This is a genomic window from Microbulbifer maximicatervae (SeqCode) (genome assembly GCF_052468155.1).
In genome coordinates this window covers 1,184,419-1,206,525 of sequence record NZ_CP174335.1, presented here as the reverse complement: position 1 = coordinate 1,206,525, position 22,107 = coordinate 1,184,419, and the positions used below count along the sequence as shown (strand labels likewise).

Annotated in this window: 15 protein-coding genes; 13 read left to right on the top strand and 2 right to left on the bottom strand. The window is 51.7% G+C overall.

From position 1 onward, the window contains the following. Both ACJJIY_RS05140 and ACJJIY_RS05135 read left to right on the top strand, forming a co-directional pair. Complete coding sequence (locus tag ACJJIY_RS05140) at positions 1 to 2,103, top strand: glycosyltransferase (protein ID WP_444895624.1); 2,103 nt, start codon at positions 1 to 3, stop codon at positions 2,101 to 2,103. Next, the gene (locus ACJJIY_RS05135; RefSeq protein WP_444895625.1) at positions 2,100 to 3,338 is read left to right on the top strand and encodes a glycosyltransferase family 2 protein; all 1,239 of its coding nucleotides are present in this window, start codon (positions 2,100 to 2,102) and stop codon (positions 3,336 to 3,338) included. Before ACJJIY_RS05140 ends, ACJJIY_RS05135 begins: the two co-directional genes overlap by 4 nt. Before the next feature lie 70 nt (positions 3,339 to 3,408). Here the strand turns inward: ACJJIY_RS05135 and ACJJIY_RS05130 are convergent, their stop codons facing one another. Next, complete coding sequence (locus tag ACJJIY_RS05130; protein ID WP_445359219.1) at positions 3,409 to 6,762, bottom strand: amidohydrolase family protein; 3,354 nt, start codon at positions 6,760 to 6,762, stop codon at positions 3,409 to 3,411. A 226-nt stretch (positions 6,763 to 6,988) separates the two neighbouring features. Between ACJJIY_RS05130 and glmU the strand changes: the two genes are divergently transcribed. The 11 genes from glmU to ACJJIY_RS05075 all read left to right on the top strand — a co-directional run bounded on the left by glmU (position 6,989) and on the right by ACJJIY_RS05075 (position 20,228). Beyond that, positions 6,989 to 8,350 (top strand): bifunctional UDP-N-acetylglucosamine diphosphorylase/glucosamine-1-phosphate N-acetyltransferase GlmU, encoded by a 1,362-nt coding sequence (gene glmU / locus ACJJIY_RS05125; protein ID WP_445359218.1) that lies wholly within the window; start codon positions 6,989 to 6,991, stop codon positions 8,348 to 8,350. A 125-nt stretch (positions 8,351 to 8,475) separates the two neighbouring features. Continuing rightward, entirely contained in the window at positions 8,476 to 9,567 is a 1,092-nt protein-coding gene (gene pdhA, locus ACJJIY_RS05120) for a pyruvate dehydrogenase (acetyl-transferring) E1 component subunit alpha (RefSeq protein ID WP_445359217.1), read from the top strand. Beyond that, positions 9,567 to 10,562: an alpha-ketoacid dehydrogenase subunit beta gene (locus ACJJIY_RS05115; RefSeq protein ID WP_444918629.1), complete on the top strand. Its 996-nt coding sequence runs from the start codon at positions 9,567 to 9,569 to the stop codon at positions 10,560 to 10,562. Before pdhA ends, ACJJIY_RS05115 begins: the two co-directional genes overlap by 1 nt. Beyond that, positions 10,559 to 11,776, top strand: a complete 1,218-nt coding sequence (locus ACJJIY_RS05110) for a dihydrolipoamide acetyltransferase family protein (RefSeq protein ID WP_445359216.1) — start codon at positions 10,559 to 10,561, stop codon at positions 11,774 to 11,776. Before ACJJIY_RS05115 ends, ACJJIY_RS05110 begins: the two co-directional genes overlap by 4 nt. 123 nt (positions 11,777 to 11,899) lie before the next feature. Continuing rightward, positions 11,900 to 12,724 carry a DeoR/GlpR family DNA-binding transcription regulator gene (locus ACJJIY_RS05105; RefSeq protein ID WP_444895631.1) on the top strand — a complete coding sequence of 275 codons (825 nt, stop codon included), beginning with the start codon at positions 11,900 to 11,902 and terminating at the stop codon, positions 12,722 to 12,724. A gap of 2 nt (positions 12,725 to 12,726) precedes the next feature. Next, the gene (gene glmS / locus ACJJIY_RS05100) at positions 12,727 to 14,556 is read left to right on the top strand and encodes a glutamine--fructose-6-phosphate transaminase (isomerizing) (protein ID WP_444895632.1); all 1,830 of its coding nucleotides are present in this window, start codon (positions 12,727 to 12,729) and stop codon (positions 14,554 to 14,556) included. Positions 14,557 to 14,580: 24 nt separating this feature from the next. Continuing rightward, complete coding sequence (locus tag ACJJIY_RS05095; protein WP_444895633.1) at positions 14,581 to 15,459, top strand: alpha/beta fold hydrolase; 879 nt, start codon at positions 14,581 to 14,583, stop codon at positions 15,457 to 15,459. Between the two features lie 156 nt (positions 15,460 to 15,615). Continuing rightward, a complete protein-coding gene (locus ACJJIY_RS05090) occupies positions 15,616 to 16,632 on the top strand; it encodes a zinc-binding alcohol dehydrogenase family protein (RefSeq protein WP_444895634.1) in 1,017 nt (338 codons plus the stop codon). 310 nt (positions 16,633 to 16,942) lie between these two features. Further along, the gene (locus ACJJIY_RS05085; RefSeq protein ID WP_444895635.1) at positions 16,943 to 17,758 is read left to right on the top strand and encodes a class II aldolase/adducin family protein; all 816 of its coding nucleotides are present in this window, start codon (positions 16,943 to 16,945) and stop codon (positions 17,756 to 17,758) included. A gap of 455 nt (positions 17,759 to 18,213) precedes the next feature. Then, positions 18,214 to 19,833 (top strand): Na+/H+ antiporter, encoded by a 1,620-nt coding sequence (locus ACJJIY_RS05080; protein WP_413663851.1) that lies wholly within the window; start codon positions 18,214 to 18,216, stop codon positions 19,831 to 19,833. Between the two features lie 44 nt (positions 19,834 to 19,877). Continuing rightward, complete coding sequence (locus tag ACJJIY_RS05075; RefSeq protein ID WP_444895636.1) at positions 19,878 to 20,228, top strand: AraC family ligand binding domain-containing protein; 351 nt, start codon at positions 19,878 to 19,880, stop codon at positions 20,226 to 20,228. A gap of 14 nt (positions 20,229 to 20,242) precedes the next feature. Here the strand turns inward: ACJJIY_RS05075 and ACJJIY_RS05070 are convergent, their stop codons facing one another. After that, positions 20,243 to 22,060, bottom strand: a complete 1,818-nt coding sequence (locus ACJJIY_RS05070) for a monovalent cation:proton antiporter-2 (CPA2) family protein (protein ID WP_445359215.1) — start codon at positions 22,058 to 22,060, stop codon at positions 20,243 to 20,245. Positions 22,061 to 22,107 lie beyond the last annotated feature (47 nt).

Below are 22,107 nucleotides of genomic sequence, written 5' to 3'. Positions count from 1 at the left end.
ATGAAAGAGCTTCACGAGGATATACGCCTTGAAGCTGTTCAGAAATCTAAACGTATTTGCATCCTAACGGAGGATATATTTGGTCCAATAAAAAATGGTGGTATTGGAACGGCTTACTTTCATTTGGCTATTTTTCTGCAGAGATCTGGTCACATAGTCACCATCTGTTTCGTTAATGGTTTAGCAAAAAATCCTGTTAAAATGAAAATCACAAAAAAATTTTTTGCAAAACTTAATGTTGAATTTCATGGTGTTGCACCCCAAGCGCTAGCCAAAACGACAATGGCTCGTACTATGGCAATGCCCTATGCAGCCTATGAATGGCTCAAGCGAAATGATCGCTTTGATATTGTCCATGTTTCAGAATGGCGTGGAATGGGTTATATAGTGTTACTTGCCAAGAGTCTTGGTATTGCATTCCAAGATATACATTTTGCTGTTAAAGGTTCTTCCCCAACACTCTGGTCTGCCGAAGGTAATCAACAATTCCTTAAAGAGGAACGGCAATTGGGGTGGGTATTTATGGAGCGCAGAAGTGCCGAGATGGCAGATACTCTGATCTGTGGAAGTCAGCATTTAGTCTGCTGGATGGAAAATAATAAATACCGCCTGCCTGACCGCAGTTACTATTGGCCAAATGTATTTTTGGATGATCTATTACCTGATAATGAAGCCATAAAAAATAGTAATTTAGAGACAAAAGAATGGGTGTTTTTTGGGCGGCTTGAGCCTCGCAAGGGGGTCATTCTTTTTGTGAATGCATTAAACACTCTTGCTAAAAGAGGGGTTAGATTACCATCGATTACTTTTTTGGGAGGACACTCTTATCGATTTGATGCGCGAAAATTCATAGAGGAAAACCAGAAGCATTGGAGTACAGAAGTCTCATTTATAAGTGATTGTAATGCTATACAGGCTGTAGAGTATTTGAGTGGAGAAGGACGTTTGGCTGTGATCCCAGCTTTGTTAGAGAATTCCCCGATTTCTGTCTACGAATGCCTTGCAACTAAAGTACCATTTATTGCTGCTGATACTGGTGGTACTCGAGAGTTACTTGATGACGAAAATGGAAAAAAAATCCTCTTCAAGCCAAATCATATTGCTTTAGCGAGAAAGTTAGAATTACATGCAAAGAAACTGCCTGCGCCGGGTATAAAACACCAGAGGCTTAAGAAGTCGTTAGATGTATGGAGTAAATGGCATGGCCAAGAGCATTCAATTATTAAAAACGCCCGATCTTCCAATAGACATGATCCCTTAGTTTCTATATGCGTAACTCATTTTGAGCGTCCAGACTTTCTCTATCAAGCGTTAAAAAGCATTGAAGATCAGACTTATAAGAACATAGAAGTTATTGTGGTTGATGATGGTAGCCATTCACAAGAAGCGCTACACGCGCTGGAAATTTTAGAAAGTCACTATCAGAAGAATGGCTGGCAGTTTGTATACCAGGAAAACCGATATGTAGGGGCTGCTAGAAATACTGCAGCACAAAATGCAAGTGGAGATTATCTACTTTTTTTTGACGATGACAATGTCATGATGCCGGAAATGGTAGATAAGTTGGTTAGCGCTGCAACTTTTGCAGATATTGATTGCCTGACTTGTAGCTCTATCCGATTCAGCGGTAAAGGGGCACCTAATACTCCAGAAGGTAAGCTCGGAACTCAAATTCGTTTTATGGGTCCAGCTAGAGCTTGGGCAACGAAGGTAAATATAGTCGGTGATGCGACGTGTCTGATAAAAGCTTCTAAGTTTAGAGATCACGGAGGTTATACAGAGAGATATAGAACAGGTAAGGATGATATTGAATTCTATAGCAAGCTAATTTTAGCAAAGGAAAATGTATCCTATTATCCTGATCCTTTATATTACTATCGCACCGGTGACAACTCTATGAAAGCCAGAAATCACCTTCAAGAAGAAGGAGATTTCAGGCAAATAAGTCCTTACCTTGAAGGGCTCGACTCGGAAGAGAAAAGCCTCCTACTACTAAGAAAACAGCAAAAAGAAGCGAAAAAAAATAAAGGGGAAAAATATAAGCCAGGGTTTTTAAAGCGAACGATTCGAAGGCTGCGTAAATTCGCTAGGGTGAAAGTTTGAAAGTAGTTAAGTACATTGAAAGTGCTAGTGAAACACGCTTCCCTCTTATTTGTATCTTCCGAGATGAATTGGATATTCTCCCAGCTTTTCTTGACCATTACCGGTCTTTAGGTGTGACATGTTTCCATTTGGTGGATACGGGAAGTAGTGATAACTCGGTAAGCTATCTACTAAAGCAGAATGATGTCCAGCTATACGAAGTTGATTGTGGCTACCCCCAGGCAAACGCAGGTGTAGATTGGGTTAACCGAATTGCCCGGAATTATTGCCAGGGAAAATGGACTCTTGTGGTTGATGCTGATGAGTTTCTCTGGTTACCTGAAATTTCAGGTAAAACTTCCCTGAAAGTTATGACTCAGCTTATGCAGGGTGAATTAGCTTTTGCTCTATATACTCCACTAATAGATTTCTTTAGCGACAACCTTCAAGGGAATACATATGATATAAGAAATCTTTCCGAGTTAATGGAATTAACGCCTAACTATGTATCTTATAAAAGCTTTAAGAAAAAAAGCATATTAGCTTTTCCTTTTTTTGAAATTCGCTCCAAAGCCAGAGCGCAAATATCTGGTATTTCTGATTACTTTGTTAAATCCTATAAAATTCCGCTGGTTTATTGGCGGACGGGTTTTCAATATTTACGTTCAACCCACTCATGTACGCCGGTTCCTCTCAGTAAAAATTGCGCTCATCTTCTCCATTTCAAATTCCGATCCGGCTTTCAGCAAAGGCTTAGTCGGGAATTGCAGAACCCTGACCGGATGAATGCTGATGTATATCGCATTTCTAAGGCCATCATTAAAAATCAGATAACTATCCCTCAGTACACATCGGATCTGCGTAAGATAGGTGGATTCGGGGAAAGCGATTGGCTAACAAAGATGGATTTTGATACTGATTGGCAGAATGAAAATAAGTCCAAAAGCCACTATTTCGAACTGCTCACACAGCAAAAGATAGCCTCGGAGAGCTTTCTCGTCGATAACTTAAACCGTATAACCAAGTCTTTTAGTTGGCGGCTGAGCCGGCCTTTACGCAGATTTCTGTTTCACAGGGGCATATTGCGACACGATCACTATCCAGAAAGGCTCGATCAGGATCATCCATTAGTGGATCAGACGATTGCCATCTATGAGTCATTTTGGTGGCTGGTTACGGGAATCTTTAGACTGCCTGTCGCTATCTATCGCGCCATTCTCTGGCATAAGCTGGGAGGACGTCGCCGGACCAAGTAGGGCTTTATACAAAAACGGCCGGGGAAGTTTGTCCCCGGCCTTTTGTTTACATCTCAGTTTGTGCCTGAGGTTAGTGTACCCAGTGGTGGCGTTCCATCTTCTCCTGTACCGCTTCTGCCGTAGGAGCGGGCATAGCGCTGATAGGCAGGCGTTCGTGGAAGAATGCCAAGCGTTCGCCAGCCCCTACTTCGTTCATGGTTTCCGCCTCAAACACACGGCCATTAATTACCGTGTAAGTAATGTTCTCTGATAGGCGGAGGTTATCCAAGGGGTTGCCGTCAACCACGATCAGGTCAGCCAGCTTACCAGCTTCAATGCTGCCGATATCACCGTCCATACCCAAGTAGCGGGCACCATCGATAGTACCGGCACGGAAGGCTTCCCAAGGAGTAAAACCACCCTGCTCCATCATCCACATCTCCCAGTGGGCTCCAAGTCCTTCGCGCTGGCCGTGGGCGCCGATATGTACGGTGACACCTTCGTCGCGCAGCTGCTTGGCCTGACGGGCCACATTAAAGTGGTTGTAGTGGGCATCCGGCGCAGTGGGGCGACGGATAGAGCGGGGGTTAACGATAAAATCGGGGGTAAAGCGGGTCAGGCGCTCGTTCTTCCATACCTCGGTGCGGTCATACCAGTACTCCTCACCCCAGAGACCGCCGTAGGCCACGACGAAGGTCGGTGTATAACCCACTTGGGTTTGGCTCCACAGCTGCTCCACATCGCCGTAGACATTGGCGATCGGCAGTGAGTGCTCGATACCGGTGTGCCCGTCCACAATCATGTTCATATTGTGCTGGTACTTACCGCCGCCCTCGGGCACTACCATAATGCCGGCTTCGCGGGCTGCCTGCAGCACTTGCTGGCGCTGGTCGCGGCGGGGCTGGTTGTAGCTCTTCACCGAGATGGCGCCCATTTCCTTGAGGCGGTTCACGTGGAACTGAGCGTCCTCCAGGGAGTTGATCTTGGCTTTGTAGCCTGGACCTTTGGCGCCATAGAGGATGGTGCCGGTGGAGAAAATACGCGGCCCAGTAATCAGGCCGGCCTTTTGCATTTCAGCGGCGGAGAAGATCTCGCTGCTGTCATTGGAGGGGTCGTGAATAGTAGTCACTCCAAATGCCAGGCTGGAGAACAGGTTCCAGTTCTGCTGCGGGATAATTTCTTCGCGACCCTGAGCACCGTGGGCATGAGCGTCAATAAGCCCCGGTAAAACGGTTTTGCCGGTGATATCGATACGCTTCGCTTCGGTGGGAATCTCTACTTCCGCTGCGGGTCCCACGGCGACAATGCGGTTGCCCCGGAACAGAACCACACCATTGTCGATAATTTCACGGGTGTTTTCCGCATCACGCATAGTGACAACCTTGCCGCCGGTGAGGGCAACGAGGCCTGCGCGATTGTCGAAGGACTGTTCAAAGCTCAGGTCGATGCCTTCAGAAACTGGCTCTGGCAGTTCCTCCGGAGCGCCGGCGACAAATTCGAAGGCGTCCTTCAGTTCACGCTCGAACAGTTTGGGGCCGTGTGCCCAGCCCAAAGTGTCGCTATCGGCAGACCAATGCAGGTTTTCACCGGCGCGCTTGGATACCTGGGTGACTTTGACTGCTTTGCTATCGGGGCCGATAACCTCGGATTTGCCAGTATGCATAAAGGGCGCGACAAAGGCTTTGAAGTCCTGGGTGAAGGCAACCCACTTGCCGTCCGGAGACAGGCGGAAGGAAGTAATCTCAGCGCCGTGCAGGTGCTCCCGCTCATCTTTGCCTTCCAGGTTGGTGCTCTTCAGCACACGCTTTCCGCCGTCTGCGTTTTGGTACTCGGAGAAGTAGATACGATCTTCGCTGGCGCCGAAATGAGGCTCATAGCCAGACTTCACGACCCGGCGCTGCCAGTCGCCGTCGGCGTCTGCCAGGTAAATGCCCGGTTCCAGGGAGTACTCGGGGCTGAGCAGATAGCCGCCGGTAAAGCGACGGTAGGCCACTGCGTCACCACTTGGAGAAAAGCTTGGTTCAACGTATAGGCCCGGCTGCTTGGTGATGTTTTTACCGCGACCGTTGCGAGCGGAAACTACCCTCACATGGCCCAGGTTTTGGTCGTCCCAAGAGACATAGGTGATCTCGCGACCATCGCGGGACCAGCTGGGATAGAACTCAAAGTGGTCGTCCTGGCGGGTCAGACGACGACGCTCACCACTGGCGACATCCTGAATATAAATCTTGCCCAATGCCTGGAAAGCGACCTGCTTGCCGTTGGGGGATTTCTGCGCCCAGCGAATCATCTTCACATCGAAGGTTTCCGGCGCTACGTCTACAGGGAAGCGCACCGCATCCGCTACCTGTTTCTCAACTTTCACATGGGCCGCAATCGGTGCGACGCTGTCGCCGTTGATGGAGATGCGCAGGAATTTACCGCCAGTCCAAACGACCAATGACTCACCATCGGGCATCCAGTCGTATTGAACGTAGTTGCCATGGGGGCCAAAGATTTCCTGCAGGTCGCGTTCGAGGCCGGAGTAAACCGGTGTTTCCAGTCCTGTGTCCAAATCTTTCAGGAATAGGGAGGTCTGGTTGTCCTGGCGGCGAATAAAGGCCAGTTTACTGCCATCCGGGGATGGTACAGGTGCCACTGCGCCACCGGGACCGGAGACAAAGGTCTCCTCTTCACCATCCTGGAGGTCATAGCGGTTGATGGCAAAAATTTCCTGGGTGGAGTTTTTGTTGTACTTCCACACGGTGCCGGGGGTGGTATCGATGGAGTAATAGACATAGCGTCCATCTGGAGAGAAAGCTGGATCGGCAATATTTTTCTGGGCGATATCGCCACCGATGCGCTCTTTCAGTTGGCGACCTTCACCCCCACCGTAGTGGTACATCCAGATTTCACCAGCGGGGATACTGCGGCCAGACATAAAGCCTTTACGCGCTACCAGGTACTGGCCATCGGGACTCCAGTTGGGCGAGTGCAGCAAGTTTTCCTTCTCTGTCGTGAGCTGGCGAAGGTTGTCGCCATTGCGATCCATCAACCAGATGTTGTCGGCGCCGTCACGGTCGCTGATAAATACGATGGTCTTGCCATCCGGGCTGAAGCGCGGCTGCATATTCCAGGCGATTTCATTGGTCAGGGCTACCGCCTCGCCGCCTGCTACCGGTACTGTGTAGATATCGCCGAGCATATCGAACAGGATGGTTTTGCCATCTGGGCTGATATCCAGGTTGCTCCAGGTGGTCTCGCGGGTGTCCAACTGGATCGGTTTGAATTCGTAGGGTGGCTTGTTGATATCCCAGGGTTGGGCTTCCGCCTTTTCTACTTTCTTTTCTTTGGTGGCTTCGAGAGCGCTTTCGGCTTCTGCCACAGCACCCATCGGCAGGGTCAGTGCCAGGACAGCCAGAGCCAACAGATGGCGGCGCGGCTTGTTCTGCTTGGTGGTATTCATTGAAATATCCCTCCGCCCGATTCTGTGTTTGGCGGCTATATTTGTTTTGTTGGGTTGAGTAACCGGTTGATTTCACAGGGGGTAAATTACCGGGATCAAAGCGGCGCAGCAATCTTAATGCGTTGAATACCAGGGCCCCGGGGCGAACTGTTGTTTGCTTGAGTAAACCGGGTCTAGTGGCCACAATGCACTCAAATTTTGTAGACGATTGGAATATCGACCCGTTATGACTATCGATGTTGTGATTTTGGCCGCCGGAAAAGGCACCCGCATGCACTCTGACCTGCCTAAAGTGCTGCATCCTATTGGCGGTATTCCCATGCTTGAGCGGGTAATTGATACCGCCATGTTGTTGGGAGAGGTGCAGATTACTGTAGTAATCGGGCATGGTGCAGACCTGATACGTGACCGCTTCGCTGATCGTGGTGTCAGGTTTGTGGAGCAGGAGCAGCAATTGGGTACCGGACATGCAGTGGCCCAGGCGGTGCCCCATTTCCGCGAGGGAGCTACCGTTTTGGTGCTCTATGGCGATGTGCCTCTGGTCAGGGCCGGCAGTTTGCAATCACTGCTATCGGCAGCGGATCACGGACCTGCCCTGCTGTCAGTTGAAATGGCAAATCCCGCGGGTTACGGGCGCATCGTGAGGGATAACAGCGGCTGTGTGCAGTCGATCGTTGAGGAAAAGGATGCCGATGCGGATACCCTGGCTATCCGTGAGGTTAATACCGGCATTTTGGCGACTCCTGGAGCACTGTTGGCTCGCTGGTTGCCGGAGTTGTCCTGTGACAATGCTCAAGGTGAGTACTACCTGACCGATATTATCGGTCGTTCGGTCAGTGAGGGTATTCCTGTAACGGGCGTAATTGCCAGTGATCCACTGGAAGTGGCGGGAGTAAATAGCCGTGCGCAGCAGGCACAGATGGAGCGCGCTTTGCAGCATAACCATGCGACCAGTCTTATGAATGCGGGGGTGACTTTATTGGACCCCATGCGTATAGATGTTCGCGGCAGCCTGGAGTGCGATACCGATGTCTCTATTGATATCAATTGCATTTTCGAAGGGACAGTTTCACTGGGTAAGGGGGTACAAATTGGACCTAATTGCCTGCTAAAAAACTGTCGTCTGGCAGATGGCACCAAGGTAGAGGCCAATTCCATCATCGAAGGCGCTGAGATTGGTGAGGCTTGCACTATCGGTCCCTTTGCACGTTTGCGTCCGGGCACAGAGCTGGCCACCGGTGCCAAGGTCGGTAATTTTGTCGAAACCAAAAAAGCCAAAATTGGTGAGGGCAGTAAGGTTAATCATCTCTCTTATGTCGGTGATGCCCTGGTGGGCGAAGCGGTCAATATCGGTGCTGGCACCATTACCTGTAATTACGATGGTGTGAATAAGTCTCTGACCGAGATCGGCGATAAAGCCTTCATTGGCTCTAACACGGCTCTGGTAGCCCCAGTAACTGTGGGCGCCGGAGCCACAGTGGGGGCTGGCTCCACCATCACCCAGGCTGTCGGGAGCGAAGAGTTGGCGGTAGCGCGCAGCAAGCAGCGCAATATTACCGGCTGGCAGCGCCCTACCAAGAAAAGCTAAATAACCCTTACCGTAATTGGGTTGCCCTTCGGAAACTATAATTCCGGCGGGCATTCCCTCTCTACAACTGTTGATAGCCACCCTATCCATTAAACTTGCGCTTCGGGAACAAAAGGAATGGCCCGATGCACAAGCCCAGATTACAGCTGCTTGCCAGTTTTGATATTGCTTCGCTGCAATATTTGGATGAACAGGGACAGACGACCCAAGCCCTACCGGAATTTGCCACCCCGGATACCCTGATTGCTTACTACCGCCAGATGACGTTGGCTCGTATGGTGGATGATCGCGCGGTAAAAATGCAGCGTACCGGTCAACTTGGCACCTATCCCTCCAGCCTCGGCCAGGAAGCTATTGGTGTTGGTCTCGCAGCCGCCATGGCCAAAGAGGATATCTACTGCCCCAATTACCGAGAGACAGGTGCTCTTCTGGAGCGAGGCGTCACTATCGAGGAGATCTACGCAATCTGGGGGGGCGATGAGCGGGGGCAGAACTTTCGCCATAGCCGCGAAGACTTGCCCTTGAGTGTGCCTATAGCCACCCAGATGCTGCACGGTGCCGGTGTAGCCTTTGCCCTGAAATATAAACATGAGCATTTCGGTGAACCCATGCGCGTCGCTGTCTCGACCGGGGGCGATGGATCTACTTCGCGGGGAGACTTTTACGAGGCGATAAACCTGGCTGGGGATTGGCACCTGCCTTTGGTGATCGTTATCAACAACAATCAATGGGCTATTTCCCTACCGCGAGATGAGCAAACTGCCTGTAAGACCTTGGCACAGAAGGCTATTGCCGCCGGAATACCCGGCTTGCAGGTAGACGGCAACGATGTGATTGCCGTTCGTGAGGCGGTGGGTGATGCCGTGGAGCGGGCGCGCAGTGGTGCTGGCCCAGCTCTGATCGAAGCGATCAGCTATCGCCTGTGTGACCACACCACCGCCGATGATGCCAGTCGCTACCAGCCCAAAAAAGATGTCAGTGAAGCCTGGTCCCGAGAGCCTCTGCGGCGCCTGCGATCCTACCTGGAAAACTGCGGTGCCTGGGATGATGCGCAGGAAGAAGAGCTGCAACGGGAGCTGACCCAGAAGCTGGAGAGAGCGGTCCATATCTACCGGGAAACCCCCAGAGATGCCGCCACGGCAATATTCGATCACCTCTATGCAAAGTTGCCGGAGCCTTTTCTGGAGCAGTATCAACAGTTGCAGGGAGATAGCTAATGGCTGAGATAACTTTGGTCGAAGCTGTCACCCAGGCTCTGGCTTACGAGATGCAAGCAGACCCGATGGTGGTTCTATTTGGTGAAGATGTTGGTCTGAACGGTGGCGTATTTCGCTCTACCGAGGGGTTGCAGGCCAGGTTTGGCCGGGACCGGGTGATGGATACCCCCTTAGCCGAGACCATGATTGCCGGAATGGCTGTCGGTATGGCGGTGCAGGGCCTGCGACCGGTGGCCGAATTCCAGTTTATGGGTTTTATCTATCCCGGTCTCGATCAGATCCTCAGCCACGCCTCGCGCTATCGCAATCGCACTCGCGGCCGCCTCTCCTGTCCGATTGTCTACCGGGCCCCCTATGGAGGTGGAATCCATGCACCGGAGCATCACTCTGAGAGCACCGAGGCCCTGTTCGCCCATATTCCAGGTCTGCGCCTTGTGGTGCCCTCCTCTCCTGCACGGGCCTACGGTTTACTATTGGCGGCGATTAGAGACCCAGACCCGGTAATTTTCCTGGAGCCTAAACGTATTTACCGAGCAGTTCGTCAGGAAGTGCCCGACTCTGGTGAAGCTCTACCGCTGGATCGCGCCTTTGTGTTGCGGGAGGGCTGCGATATTACGCTTATTGCCTGGGGCGCTTCCCTCAAAGAGACCCTGCAAGCCGCAGAGCAGCTCGCAGAGGAAGGGGTAGAGGCTGAGGTTATCGACCCGGCCACTCTGAAACCCCTGGATATCCACACGGTAATAGACTCCCTGGAGAAAACCGGGTGCTGTGTCGTTGTGCACGAGGCGGCCAGGTTCTGTGGCCTGGGTGCCGAGTTGGTCGCACAGATTAATGAGTATGCCTTCGATCTTTTAAAGGCACCGGTACAGAGGGTGACCGGTTTCGATACGGTGATGCCCTACTATCAACTGGAGGATGAGTATCTACCCGGAGTGCCGCGTATTTTGTCGGCCGTACAGGAAGTGCTGGACTACGCCAACGGAGGGCCACAATGAAGACTTTTACCCTTCCGGATCTCGGCGAAGGTCTGCCCGATGCGGTAGTGCGGGAGTGGCATGTCAAAGAGGGAGACACCATAGCCGCCCATGAAACTCTGGTGACAGTGGAAACCGCTAAGGCCTTGGTGGAAGTGCCGGCTCCTTGGGGCGGCACTATTGAGAAGCTATTTGCGGCAGTGGATGAGACTGTGAATGTTGGCGATCCCCTGGTGGGATTTATGGCCGAGGGAGAAGTCGCAGTTGAAAGCCCGCCCACTAAAGCTGAAGAATCGGAACAAGAGATTAGTCCTCGGGCCGACAGCGGCACGGTGGTGGGAAAAATAGAGCAAGGGCAAGGTGTGTTGGGGGCTGAGCGGGGGCCGGAGGTGGGCTTGAAGCGACTGGCCACCCCGAGAGTACGGGCCCTGGCCAGGCGTTTGGGGGTAGATTTACAGTCAATATCACCTGCGGGTGCAATGGTAACGGAAGCTCAGGTACGCACTGCGGCGGGGCCGGGAACAAAGGCCAAAACTGTGGCGAAGGGGCAGCATCCATCACCTGCCCGCGCTTCTGCCGAACAAACTACAGCCGTTGCCCCCCAATTCGATTATGAGTCTGAAGTCATGACGCCTGCACGTCGCGCTATGGGTTTGTCCATGAGCCGAGCGCGGGATGAAGTAAAGCAGATAACGCTGTGTGACGATGCGGATATTTCCAACTGGTGGGGTAGTGCTCCGGCGCTGCTGCGATTGATTCGTGCAGTACAGGAAGCTTGTGAGGCGGAACCTACCCTCAATGCCCTGTATCAGGATGAGAAGCTGGCGCCGCAAGGCAGTATCAATATTGGCTTGGCAGTGGACTCTCCACGAGGGCTCTATGTGCCGGTACTCAGGGATGTCGCCCAGCGTACTGATGAAGATCTGCTCCAGCAGGTGGCGGACTTTAAACACCAGGCCCGCGAGGCCGGGATCGCCCAGCGAGACCTTCAGGGGGCAAGCATACTTCTCTCCAACTTCGGCTCCATAGCCGGTCGCTATGCCACTCCGGTAGTCATGCCGCCCACTGTTGCCATTGTCGGTGCCGGGCGGGTGTGCCAGGGAGTTGTGGTGGTCAATCGATGGCCGGCACTTCGCCCCCTACTCCCTCTCTCTATCAGTGCCGATCACCGGGCCGTTACCGGTGGAGAGTTGGCGCGCTTTCTTCAGACAATGTTGGAAACTTTGTCTCTCTAGCAGACAGTCTGAGTGGGTCCTATACCGGTATCTAATCAGTTGAGTAATGGTTATTGATAAAATTTGTGGGAACTTTAGTTTCGTTTTGCTATCTTTAAGTTTCGAAACGAAACTTGTATACCTATGTCCAAACGTAACACCCAACAGCGCCGCCACGGCATTCTCCACTTGCTAAATGAAGTAGGAGAGACCAGTGTCGAGCAATTGGCGCGGCAGTTCGGAACTTCGGAAGTTACGATTCGAAAGGATCTGACGGCAATGGAAAATCACGGCTTGTTGCTGCGTCGCCACGGTGGTGCTATCCCAGTGCCGAGGGAGTTGGTCAATGAAGAAGGGCCCTCAGGGAGCAAGCGGGCCATTGGTCGAGCCGCTGCTGAACTGATACCGGATCACCATCGAATTGTGATCGATTACGGTCGCACCACGGCGGCAATGATTCCTGAGCTTGAAAGCAAGCGCGGCCTGGTGGTGATGACCAACTCGCTGCATGTGGCCAATGCACTGCGCGAACTTGAAAACGAACCGACGCTGTTGATGACCGGAGGCACCTGGGACCCACACTTTGAGGCCTTCCAGGGGCAGGTTGCAGAACAGGTACTGAGGGGATACGACTTCGATCGCGCTTTTATTGGTGCCGATGGAATCGATTTGCAACGCGGTACCTGTACTTTTAATGAACAAATTGGCCTCTCCCGCGTAATGGCGGAAGTTGCGCGGGAAGTGGTTGTACTGGCGGAGTCCAGTAAAGTGGGGAAGCGGATTCCCAATCTGGAATTGTCCTGGGAGCAGGTCGATATCCTGGTAACTGATGATGGCCTGGCGGATGCCGTGGGCCAAAAACTGGAGCAGCTGGGTATCCAGCTCATTTGTGCCGCTGAAGATAGGAGCAGAGGCGCTCAGCCTGAAATGTTAATGGGCGGCGAGACTCCCGGGTTAATGAGGAAATAATTATGTGCGGAATCGTAGGTGCGCTGGCACAGCGCAATGTGACGGGGATTCTTCTGGAAGGGCTGCGCCGCTTGGAGTATCGCGGTTACGACTCAGCCGGAGTCTGCTTAAGCAGTGGAGATGGCCAGCTGCAATTGCGCAAAAGCCTGGGCAAGGTCGCAGATTTGGAAGCCAAATTAAGTGAGGAGAGCGCCGAGGGTCATATTGGCATTGCCCATACCCGTTGGGCTACTCACGGTGTTCCCTCCGATGAAAATGCCCATCCCCATCTGTCAGGCCATATCGCTCTGGTTCACAACGGCATTATCGAAAACCATCAGGAATTGCGTTCAGAGCTTCAGGGAAAAGGTTATGAGTTTGAGTCTGAAACCGATACTGAAGTTGTGGTTCACCTTATTCACTCATTAAGTTCTGAGGGCCGCAGCCTGGTCGACTCAGTGACTGAGGCCACGCATATATTGGAAGGTGCTTACGCTCTGGCAGTTGTTAGTCATGAAGAGCCCGAAGTATTGGCTTGTGCCCGCTCTGGGAGTCCCTTGGTCTTAGGTGTTGGCATTGAAGAAAACTTTATTGCTTCTGACCCTATGGCGCTGAGACAGGTGACCGATCGTTTTATTTTCCTCGAAGAGGGCGATGTGGCGGAAGTGCGTCGCAGCGGCATTGCAGTCCGAGACAAGTTGGGAGAGGAAGTCAGCCGTGCGGTACATAAACTGACAGGGGGCCACGAAGCCACTGATAAAGGGCGCTATCGCCACTATATGCAAAAAGAAATATTCGAGCAGCCTCAAGTTGTCGCGGCCACTTTGGCGGGCCGTATCGGTGAGCGCTCGGTATTGGCCCAGGCCCTCGGTGCCCGCGCCCAGGCGATTTTGCCAAATGTAGAGCAGGTACAGATAGTGGCCTGTGGCACCAGTTACCATGCGGGCATGGTAGCCCGCTATTGGCTGGAGGACTGGGCCGGTATTCCCTGTTCGGTGGAGGTGGCCAGTGAACTGCGCTACCGTAAGAAAGTTGTGCGCCCGGGAACCCTGTTTGTGAGTATTTCCCAATCCGGGGAAACGGCCGATACCCTCGCCGCCCTGCGTCAGGGCAAGGACCTGGGCTACCTGGCCTCTATGACCATCTGCAATGTGCCCAATAGCTCATTAGTGCGAGAGTCTGAGCTATCGCTAATGACCGAGGCGGGCCCTGAGATTGGTGTGGCCTCGACCAAAGCCTTTACGACCCAATTGGTAGCATTACAACTGTTCTGTATCGCCCTCGCCAAGGTTAATGGCCTATCGGCAGAGCGTGAAGCTGAACTGGTCAGCGCCCTGCACCAGTTACCTGAGCTGATGGAGAGTTTTACTGGTCTGGATAAGGTGGTTAAAAATACCAGTGAGGCCTTTGCAGAGAAGCATCACGCGCTTTTCTTGGGGCGCGGTGTCGAATTCCCTATTGCCCTTGAAGGCGCTCTAAAGCTGAAGGAAATTTCCTATATCCACGCGGAGGCCTATCCCGCCGGCGAATTGAAGCACGGTCCCCTGGCACTGGTGGACGGCGATATGCCCGTGGTTGTTGTTGCCCCCAATGATGAGCTGCTGGAAAAACTCAAATCCAATTTGCAGGAAGTGCGTGCGCGGGGTGGGCAACTGTTTGTTTTCGCCAGCCCCAAGGCCGGATTTACCAGTGAAGAAGGTGTTACCGTGGTGGAAGTTCCAGATTCCCCAGAGAGTCTGGCGCCGATTCTCTACACCGTGCCGCTGCAGCTATTGAGTTACCATGTGGCGCTGCTAAAAGGTACTGATGTGGACCAACCCAGAAACCTGGCTAAATCAGTCACGGTTGAATAACCGTTTACCTGCCGCAAAAGGTTTATGCACAAGCGAGTAAAGCTGTGTGAATTTACTACCTCTGATAGCGTCACCCTGCGCTATCTGGAGGCCGGCAACGGCCCCATATTATTGATGCTACACGGCTGGTCCCAGGGGGCGGTGTTGTATAAACATCAGCTCGCTGGGCTCAGCGATCAGTTTCGTGTGATCGCGCTGGATATGCGTGGTCATGGTCAGTCTGACAAGCCCAATCATGGATATCGAATTTCCCGCCTCGCCAAGGATTTGCAAGAGCTGATCTCAAGTCTGCAACAGGAACCCCTTCATTTACTCGGCCACTCCGCCGGCTGCTCGGTGATATGGAGCTACCTGGAAATGTTTGGTGGGGATAGGGTCAGTGCACTAGTGCTAATCGATGAACCACCCTGTCTACTGGCTGATCCCGCCTGGAGTGAAGCGGAGCGATTGGCCGCTGGAGGCATACTGACCCCGGAGAGCCTCTTCCAGTTTGTGGATAACTTGGTTGGAAAAAAAGGTGTTGAGGCCACCCGCCAAATTCTTATGTCTATGGTCACGCCTTTAATGGGGAAAACCCAACGGGATGAGCTGGTTGCGGTTAATCTGCAGTGTCCCCGTCGCTGGGCTGCAAAGCTTTTTGTGGATAACGTAACAAAGGACTGGCGGGATTTTATCCCCAGGATTGATAAGCCGACGCTAGTGGCTTTCGGTCGTGCCAGTCCACACCCAATAGAGTGCCAGCAGTGGATTCACCAGCAAGTTGAGGGTTCCAGGCTTGAGATCTTTGATGTGGCGGAAGGAGGAAGCCATTTCCTATTTCTGGAAGCAGCGCAAAGATTTAATGCCTTGGTGAGTAAATTTCTTCTCAAGTTTTCCACAGATAGCCATTTCCCCGTGCCCTAGTTCAGCTTTGTGGATAACTGTGGATAGAGTTATCCATAGTTACTGGAATTTAAAAAAATAATTGAAACAACTTCTGCGAGAAGGCAGTTTTTCCTGTGGATATTCCTTTTTAAGATACCTTCACACCCGTTACCCCATTGGAAAAGGATAAAACTGATGATGAAGGCCGTCGGTTATCAACAGTCTCTGCCAAGCAGTGATAAAGAAGCGCTACAGGATATAACCCTCCCCATACCGCAAGTCTCCGGCCGGGATCTGCTGGTAGAAGTACAGGCCGTTTCAGTTAACCCGGTAGATACTAAAGTGAGGCAGCGGGCCAGCCCGGATACCGGTCAGTGGAAGGTACTTGGCTGGGATGCTGTGGGCATAGTGAAAGCGGTAGGCCCGGAAGCGGGACTCTTTAAGGTTGGCGATCGGGTTTGGTATGCGGGCGATATCTCCCGTTCCGGCAGCAATGCCCAGTACCAGCTGGTGGATGAGAGAATCGTTGGTACTGCCCCCAAGACGGTTGGCTGTGCCGAGGCGGCGGCGCTGCCTCTCACTGCGATTACCGCTTGGGAAATGCTTTTCGACCGCCTGCAAGTTGCGGTGGGTAAAGGGGCAAACAACAAGACACTGCTGATCATTGGTGCCGCTGGTGGCGTGGGTTCGATTATGGTCCAGTTGGCCCGTCGTCTGACCAATTTGACTGTGATAGGTACTGCCTCCCGCCCCGAAACCAAAAGCTGGCTTGAGGAGCTTGGAAGCCACCATGTGATCAATCATCGTCAGTCTCTTAGCGAGCAGTTGAGCCGCGAAGGCATCGATGGCGTCGACTATGTCGTTAGCCTCACTAATACCGAAGAGCACTTGGCGGAAATTATCAAAAGTATCAGACCTCAAGGGAAGTTTGGTTTGATTGACGACCCCGCCTCCTTGGATGTTATGGCACTGAAGCAGAAGAGTGTGTCCCTGCACTGGGAGTTTATGTTTACTCGCGCGCTGTTTTCTACCGAGGATATGGTTGCCCAGCATGTTTTGTTGAATGAACTTGCGGAATTAATTGACCAGGGATTAATTAAAACCACTATGGGGCAGAATTTTGGGAAAATAAACGCAAATAATCTTTTAAAAGCGCATCAGCTTATCGAATCCCAGGCTGCAAAAGGAAAGATAGTCCTGGAAGGTTTTTGATAGAGTAAACTCTCTCCTACTCAGAGTCATATCTATGACATCTGGGTGGGAATTTACTTTGAGTAAGCAGTCCTAACTATTTGATAAAAAAAACTAAGTGCAAGATACTTATTTTTCATTATTTGGCAGTAAATTTTTGCTTATATTTCTACCGGGCGAAAATAAACTGATAGAAAAGACATCAAAGTCACTTTTATATTTTTCCGCATTAAACAGTCACCATTTTATTAAGTTATTAATCCTCGCATAGAAAATAAAAGTCATGCTATAACCATGCCTCGGCATTTTCCAAAGATGAGAGGGCCGCTAGGTGGCTACAACAGAAAAAAATAAAACAAAAACCGGTATTGATGCTGCTGTTATGAATGGCGACATCAATATGTTGCTTGGCGAGCCAACCCAGCCGCCAGAACAAGTTCGTGAAGAGCGCAAGAGGAAGCTGACGGCGGCTTTTCGCCTGTTTGGAAAATTTGGATTTGATGAAGGTGTAGCCGGTCATATCACTGTCCGCGACCCGGAATATGACGATCATTTTTGGGTCAACCCCATGGGGGTTTCCTTTAAACAGATGACGATGTCACAACTATTGCTGGTCAATCATCAAGGAGAGGTGGTTGAGGGGGATGGTTACCTTAATGGCGCAGCCTTTACTATTCATTCTCACATCCATAAAACCCGCCCAGATGTGGTAGCCGCTGCGCACGCTCATTCCCTTTATGGGAAAAGTTGGTCTACTCTCGGACGCCTTCTAGATCCCATTACCCAGGATGCTTGTGCCTTTTATCGGGATCACGGTTTGCTGAATACTTTTTCCGGCGTGGTATTGGAAATGGGAGAAGGCGCAGCCCTTGCTAAAGCCTTGGGTAACCACAAAGCACTGATATTGCAGAATCACGGATTACTAACGGTGGGTAAATCCGTCGATGAAGCTGCCTGGTGGTATATCACTATGGAAAAAAGCTGCCAGGCTCAATTACTGGCGGAAGCAGCTGGGCAGCCTATTTTAATTGATCCAGAGGTGGCAATACGAACCCGGGCGGTTGTGGGAACTGAACTGGCGGGATTATTTAGCTTTCAGCCCCTCTACAATGTAATTGCAAAAGAACAGCCGGATATGTTTGAGTAAAGAAGTTCCAAAAACTCTGCCAAATTTGCAGAGTAATTTTTTGGAGCGCTGCAAAGCGCCGGCACTTTTTCTCAGAATTTATTCCCTGTTTTCTATTCTCGCATAAACTTCCTGATATTGAGTGAGCAGCACTAGGGAGCCTCTGAATAACTCCATGATACCTCTGGCATGCAGAGCGGTTCACAATCAAGGCGCGGCTTCGCAGGAATGTCTAGACCTTTCAAGAAGTCGCAACGCGGAGTGTGAATCGCTCTGTAAGCCCCGAAGGGCGGGCCTTGAAGGCCACATCTGCTGCGTTGCAGCTCTTGCAAAGGGCTACGGCCATTCGCGGCGAGCTGCGCCTAACATCTGCAGCCTTCAAGACCCGCAGAGGCATTACGGAGTTATTCAGAGGCTCCCTAGTTACTCGAGAGAGATCTATTTCAATAAGGCGTCACAGGGAACTGTAGCGAGTAATGCACTATCTGGTTATTGCGCTGGTGCTGTTGTTAGTTGTGGCCATTACCCTGGTTATTGCGCGCCTGTTGCCTTTACCTATTCCACTGCCTCTATTGCAAATTGCTGCGGGAGCAATACTGGGTAGCTTTTTGGGAATAGAAATACCCCTCGAGCCAGAAATTTTTTTCCTGCTGTTTGTTCCGCCCTTATTGTTTATTGCCGGTTGGCGAATACCGAAAGGCGCCCTGTTTCGAGATATCGGTGCCATTGTTACCTTGGCTATTGGATTGGTGCTTTTTACCGTTGTGGGTATGGGGTATTTTATTTCCTGGTTGGTGCCTGTCATGCCACTGGCGGTGGCTTTTGCAGTAGCGGCAATTTTGGCACCGACCGATCCCGTGGCGGTATCGGTGGTCCACGGTGGAACGTCTATGCCACCACGGCTGGAGCATATCCTCGCCGGAGAGTCCCTGTTTAATGATGCCTCGGGATTGGATATTTTCCGTTTTGCAGTGATTGCTGCCCTCACCGGGACCTTTTCATTTCCCCACGCACTGGCTGGTTTTTTCTGGGTCGCTATCGGCGGTGTGGTTATTGGTGCTGGAGCGGCATTTGCCTGTGGATATATTTTGCGTCTGCTGGTCAGAATTGGCGGTGAGGACACTACTGTACAAGTTCTAGTGAGCTTATTAGTGCCCTTTGCGGCATATATTGCCGCCCATACTTTACAGGTATCGGGTATTTTGGCAGCTGCCAGTGCTGGAATTGCGACTCACTATACCACCTTACACGGCGCAGAAATGTCGACTACACGGATGGACCGCCGTGCAGTATGGAAAACAGTACAAGCAGTTCTTGACGGTATTATTTTTGTTTTGTTGGGAGAGCAATTGGTTCGAATTACTGGAGCGGATTTCTCCGGTGCGCGCCACACTGGTGACTTAACAATTATTTTTTATGTCCTGGCAATATTTGTTGTACTACTTCTCCTGAGATTTGTGTGGGTATGGGTCTCCCTATATCTCTCACGTTTTGGGCAGAAAGTAGAATCTTTTGGTACCCATTTTTTATTGGTTAGCGTGTTGACCATCGCCGGGGTAAGAGGGGCGATTACATTGGCGGGAGCCTTTTCCCTTCCCCTCGCTATGACAGACGGAAAGCCGTTGCCCGGTCGTGATTTAGCCCTGATTATTGCAATGGGCGTTATCTTGCTCTCCTTATTGCTGGCAAGTTTTTTATTGCCCGTTCTATTGCGCCGTTTACCCGAAGCTCCCAATTTTGCCGCTATCGGTGATGAAAAAGGTGCGCGAATATCTGCTGCCACAGCGGCAGTGAATCAGCTAATGAATATGCGTCATGATATTGATCGAGGCGAAAAAGATCGCGATCTTGCTTTTGAGGCGGTGGATCACCTTTTGGCTATTTATCGGCGGCGCATAACCCTAGGAGAAGATGAAAGCGAGGATATTATCTGGATGCGTTCCAGGGTTGAGCGTCATTACCACCTTGCTGCACTTTCCGCTGAGCGCGAACAACTGCTGGAATTGCGTGTCTCCAGGAAGATTGATGATGAACTCCACCGCAAATTGGTTTTGGAGGTCGATCTGGTAGAGGCGAGCTTAATTAACAAAGAATAAATTTTCTCTTTTAATAGACACGCTTAAATTGGTGAAAACTTGATATGGAGTTTGTAGAGCTGTGTTCAGTTAATGGGGTTTCCCTTTTTCAGAAAAGAAAAATAGACAGTCCCCAGCGCGAGCCCCTGGGTAATTACTCAATCCCCTATCCCGCCAAGCAGGTGCAGTTCCGGGAGTTTAGCGAGGGGCAGCGTTTTGATTGGCACTGTGCCCCGCAGGCGCAGTTTATTCTTTATCTTGAAGGCAGGGTGAAGCTCACAACCAGCTCCGGTGAACAATATATCTTTGCTCCCGGAGATATCTTATTAGCCAATGATTTACACGGAAAGGGGCATATCAGCGAGAGTCTGAGTCCTGGCAGGGCTGCCATTGTCGTGCTTAATGACAACCCCTAGGGCCAATAACCGGCTTACTGTTTTTCCATCTCGGGCTTGGCTTCTTCCCAGTAGTGATCCAGATGCAGGTCCTTATCGCGGCGGTCTTGTTGTAACGCCTGTAAAAGCTGCTCGCGATAGATTCGGCTTTGCGCAATATGCTGGGACTCATCGCGCCAGTAGGGGAAAAGTGCCTCCAGCATACGCTGGTCGTGCTGCTTGAATTTCAAGGCGGCGCGGCGCGCCTGTATGGGACTGAGTCCCAATAGTTCCAGCGCCTTTTCGCCGATGGTCAGGGCCGAGTCCACGGTCTCGCGGAAGATATAGCGGACCCCGGCTTCCATCAAAGCATATTGGTGCATACGGTTACGGGCCCGGGCGAGGATGGTCACATTGGGGAAGTGTTTTTGCAGCTGGGCCACAATTTCCAGACAGGCGGCCTGGTCGCTTAAGGTTAGGATAACCAGCTTCGCATTTTGGGCTCCGGCGGCGCGCAGCAGATCCTCTCGCGAGGCATCCCCGTAGTAAGCCTTGATACCATAGCGGCGCACCAGATCCAGCTGTTCTGCATTGCGTTCGAGCAAAGTGGTATTGAAACCGCAGGCATTTAGAAGTCGCCCGGCGATCTGCCCGAAGCGCCCGTAGCCAATAATGATTACCGGTGAGCCGGAATCCACAGGCGGTGATGTATCTATGTTGGCGGGAACCTCTGGGCCGGTGACAAACCGCGGCTGGATAAACTGTTCGTAGATCAGCAGCAGCACTGGTGTCAGGGCCATGGTCAGAGCAATTTGAGCTACTAACAGATTGCCGATGTCCGCACTCAGGACCTGAAGCTGGGTAGAGAACGCTACCAATACAAAACCGAATTCACCGGCTTGCGCCAATGACAGCGCGAACAACCAATCCTCGCCCTTTGACATTCGCAAGGTGCGCGCCAGGGCAAACAGCACGGTAAATTTTACCAGCACCAACGCCAATGCTAATCCGATTAGCATCAGCGGGTTGTCCGCGATCAGGGAGAAATTCAGGCTGGCACCCACGGCGATAAAGAAGAGACCCAACAGCAGGCCCTTAAAAGGCTGTATATCCGCTTCCAGCTCATGGCGGAACTCGCTCTCGGCCAGCAGTACCCCGGCGAGGAAAGTACCCAGTGCCGGCGATAGGTCCAGCCAAGTCATTACCGCAGCTGCGGCAAATACGATCAGTAGCGCGCTCACGGTAAACAGTTCGCGAACTTGGCTGCCTGCCATTAGACGCAGCAAGGGACCGAGCAGGTAACGTCCGGCAAAAATAAAAGCCAACATGGTGCCGATAACTGCCGATGCGTAATACCAACCACTCAAGCCACTTTCATGGGGGCTGGCAGCGGTACCTGCCAGCAGTGGCAATAGCGCGAGGATGGGAATAACAGCGATATCCTGGAACAAAAGTACCGCAAATGCAGCACGCCCGCCCTGGCTTTTCAGCAGGCCCTTTTCACTGAGGGATTGCAATACGATCGCAGTTGAGGACAGTGCCAGGATCAGCCCGATAGCCACCGAAGAGCGCCAATCCATCTCGGAAAAGGCGAGAACCAACCCAGCGATGGCCGCAGCGGAAAACAGTAGTTGGGCACTACCGGTGCCTAGGATAGCACCGCGCATTTTCCACAACTTCTTCGGCTGCAGTTCCAGGCCGATCAGGAACAGCATGAGTGCAACACCAAACTCGGCAACGTGCATTTCATCGCTGGCATCGCCGACCAGGCCTAGGGCACTTGGGCCAATGGCCACACCGGCGAGTAAGTAACCGAGGACTGAGCCCAGGCCCAGGCGGGTGGCAATGGGTACCGCAATCACTGCAGCAGCCATGAAAATTACTGCCTCAATAAGGAAGCCGGAGTGTTCCATTTAATCGT

Bases quoted from the DNA above. Each gene is read 5' to 3' on its own strand.
- ACJJIY_RS05140 (WP_444895624.1), top strand. From the start codon at position 1: ATGAAAGAGCTTCACGAGGATATACGCCTTGAAGCTGTTCAGAAATCT.
- ACJJIY_RS05130 (WP_445359219.1), bottom strand. From the start codon at position 6,762: ATGAATACCACCAAGCAGAACAAGCCGCGCCGCCATCTGTTGGCTCTG.
- glmU (WP_445359218.1), top strand. From the start codon at position 6,989: ATGACTATCGATGTTGTGATTTTGGCCGCCGGAAAAGGCACCCGCATG.
- pdhA (WP_445359217.1), top strand. From the start codon at position 8,476: ATGCACAAGCCCAGATTACAGCTGCTTGCCAGTTTTGATATTGCTTCG.
- ACJJIY_RS05115 (WP_444918629.1), top strand. From the start codon at position 9,567: ATGGCTGAGATAACTTTGGTCGAAGCTGTCACCCAGGCTCTGGCTTAC.
- ACJJIY_RS05110 (WP_445359216.1), top strand. From the start codon at position 10,559: ATGAAGACTTTTACCCTTCCGGATCTCGGCGAAGGTCTGCCCGATGCG.
- ACJJIY_RS05105 (WP_444895631.1), top strand. From the start codon at position 11,900: ATGTCCAAACGTAACACCCAACAGCGCCGCCACGGCATTCTCCACTTG.
- glmS (WP_444895632.1), top strand. From the start codon at position 12,727: ATGTGCGGAATCGTAGGTGCGCTGGCACAGCGCAATGTGACGGGGATT.
- ACJJIY_RS05095 (WP_444895633.1), top strand. From the start codon at position 14,581: ATGCACAAGCGAGTAAAGCTGTGTGAATTTACTACCTCTGATAGCGTC.
- ACJJIY_RS05090 (WP_444895634.1), top strand. From the start codon at position 15,616: ATGATGAAGGCCGTCGGTTATCAACAGTCTCTGCCAAGCAGTGATAAA.
- ACJJIY_RS05080 (WP_413663851.1), top strand. From the start codon at position 18,214: ATGCACTATCTGGTTATTGCGCTGGTGCTGTTGTTAGTTGTGGCCATT.
- ACJJIY_RS05075 (WP_444895636.1), top strand. From the start codon at position 19,878: ATGGAGTTTGTAGAGCTGTGTTCAGTTAATGGGGTTTCCCTTTTTCAG.
- ACJJIY_RS05070 (WP_445359215.1), bottom strand. From the start codon at position 22,060: ATGGCTGCTGCAGTGATTGCGGTACCCATTGCCACCCGCCTGGGCCTG.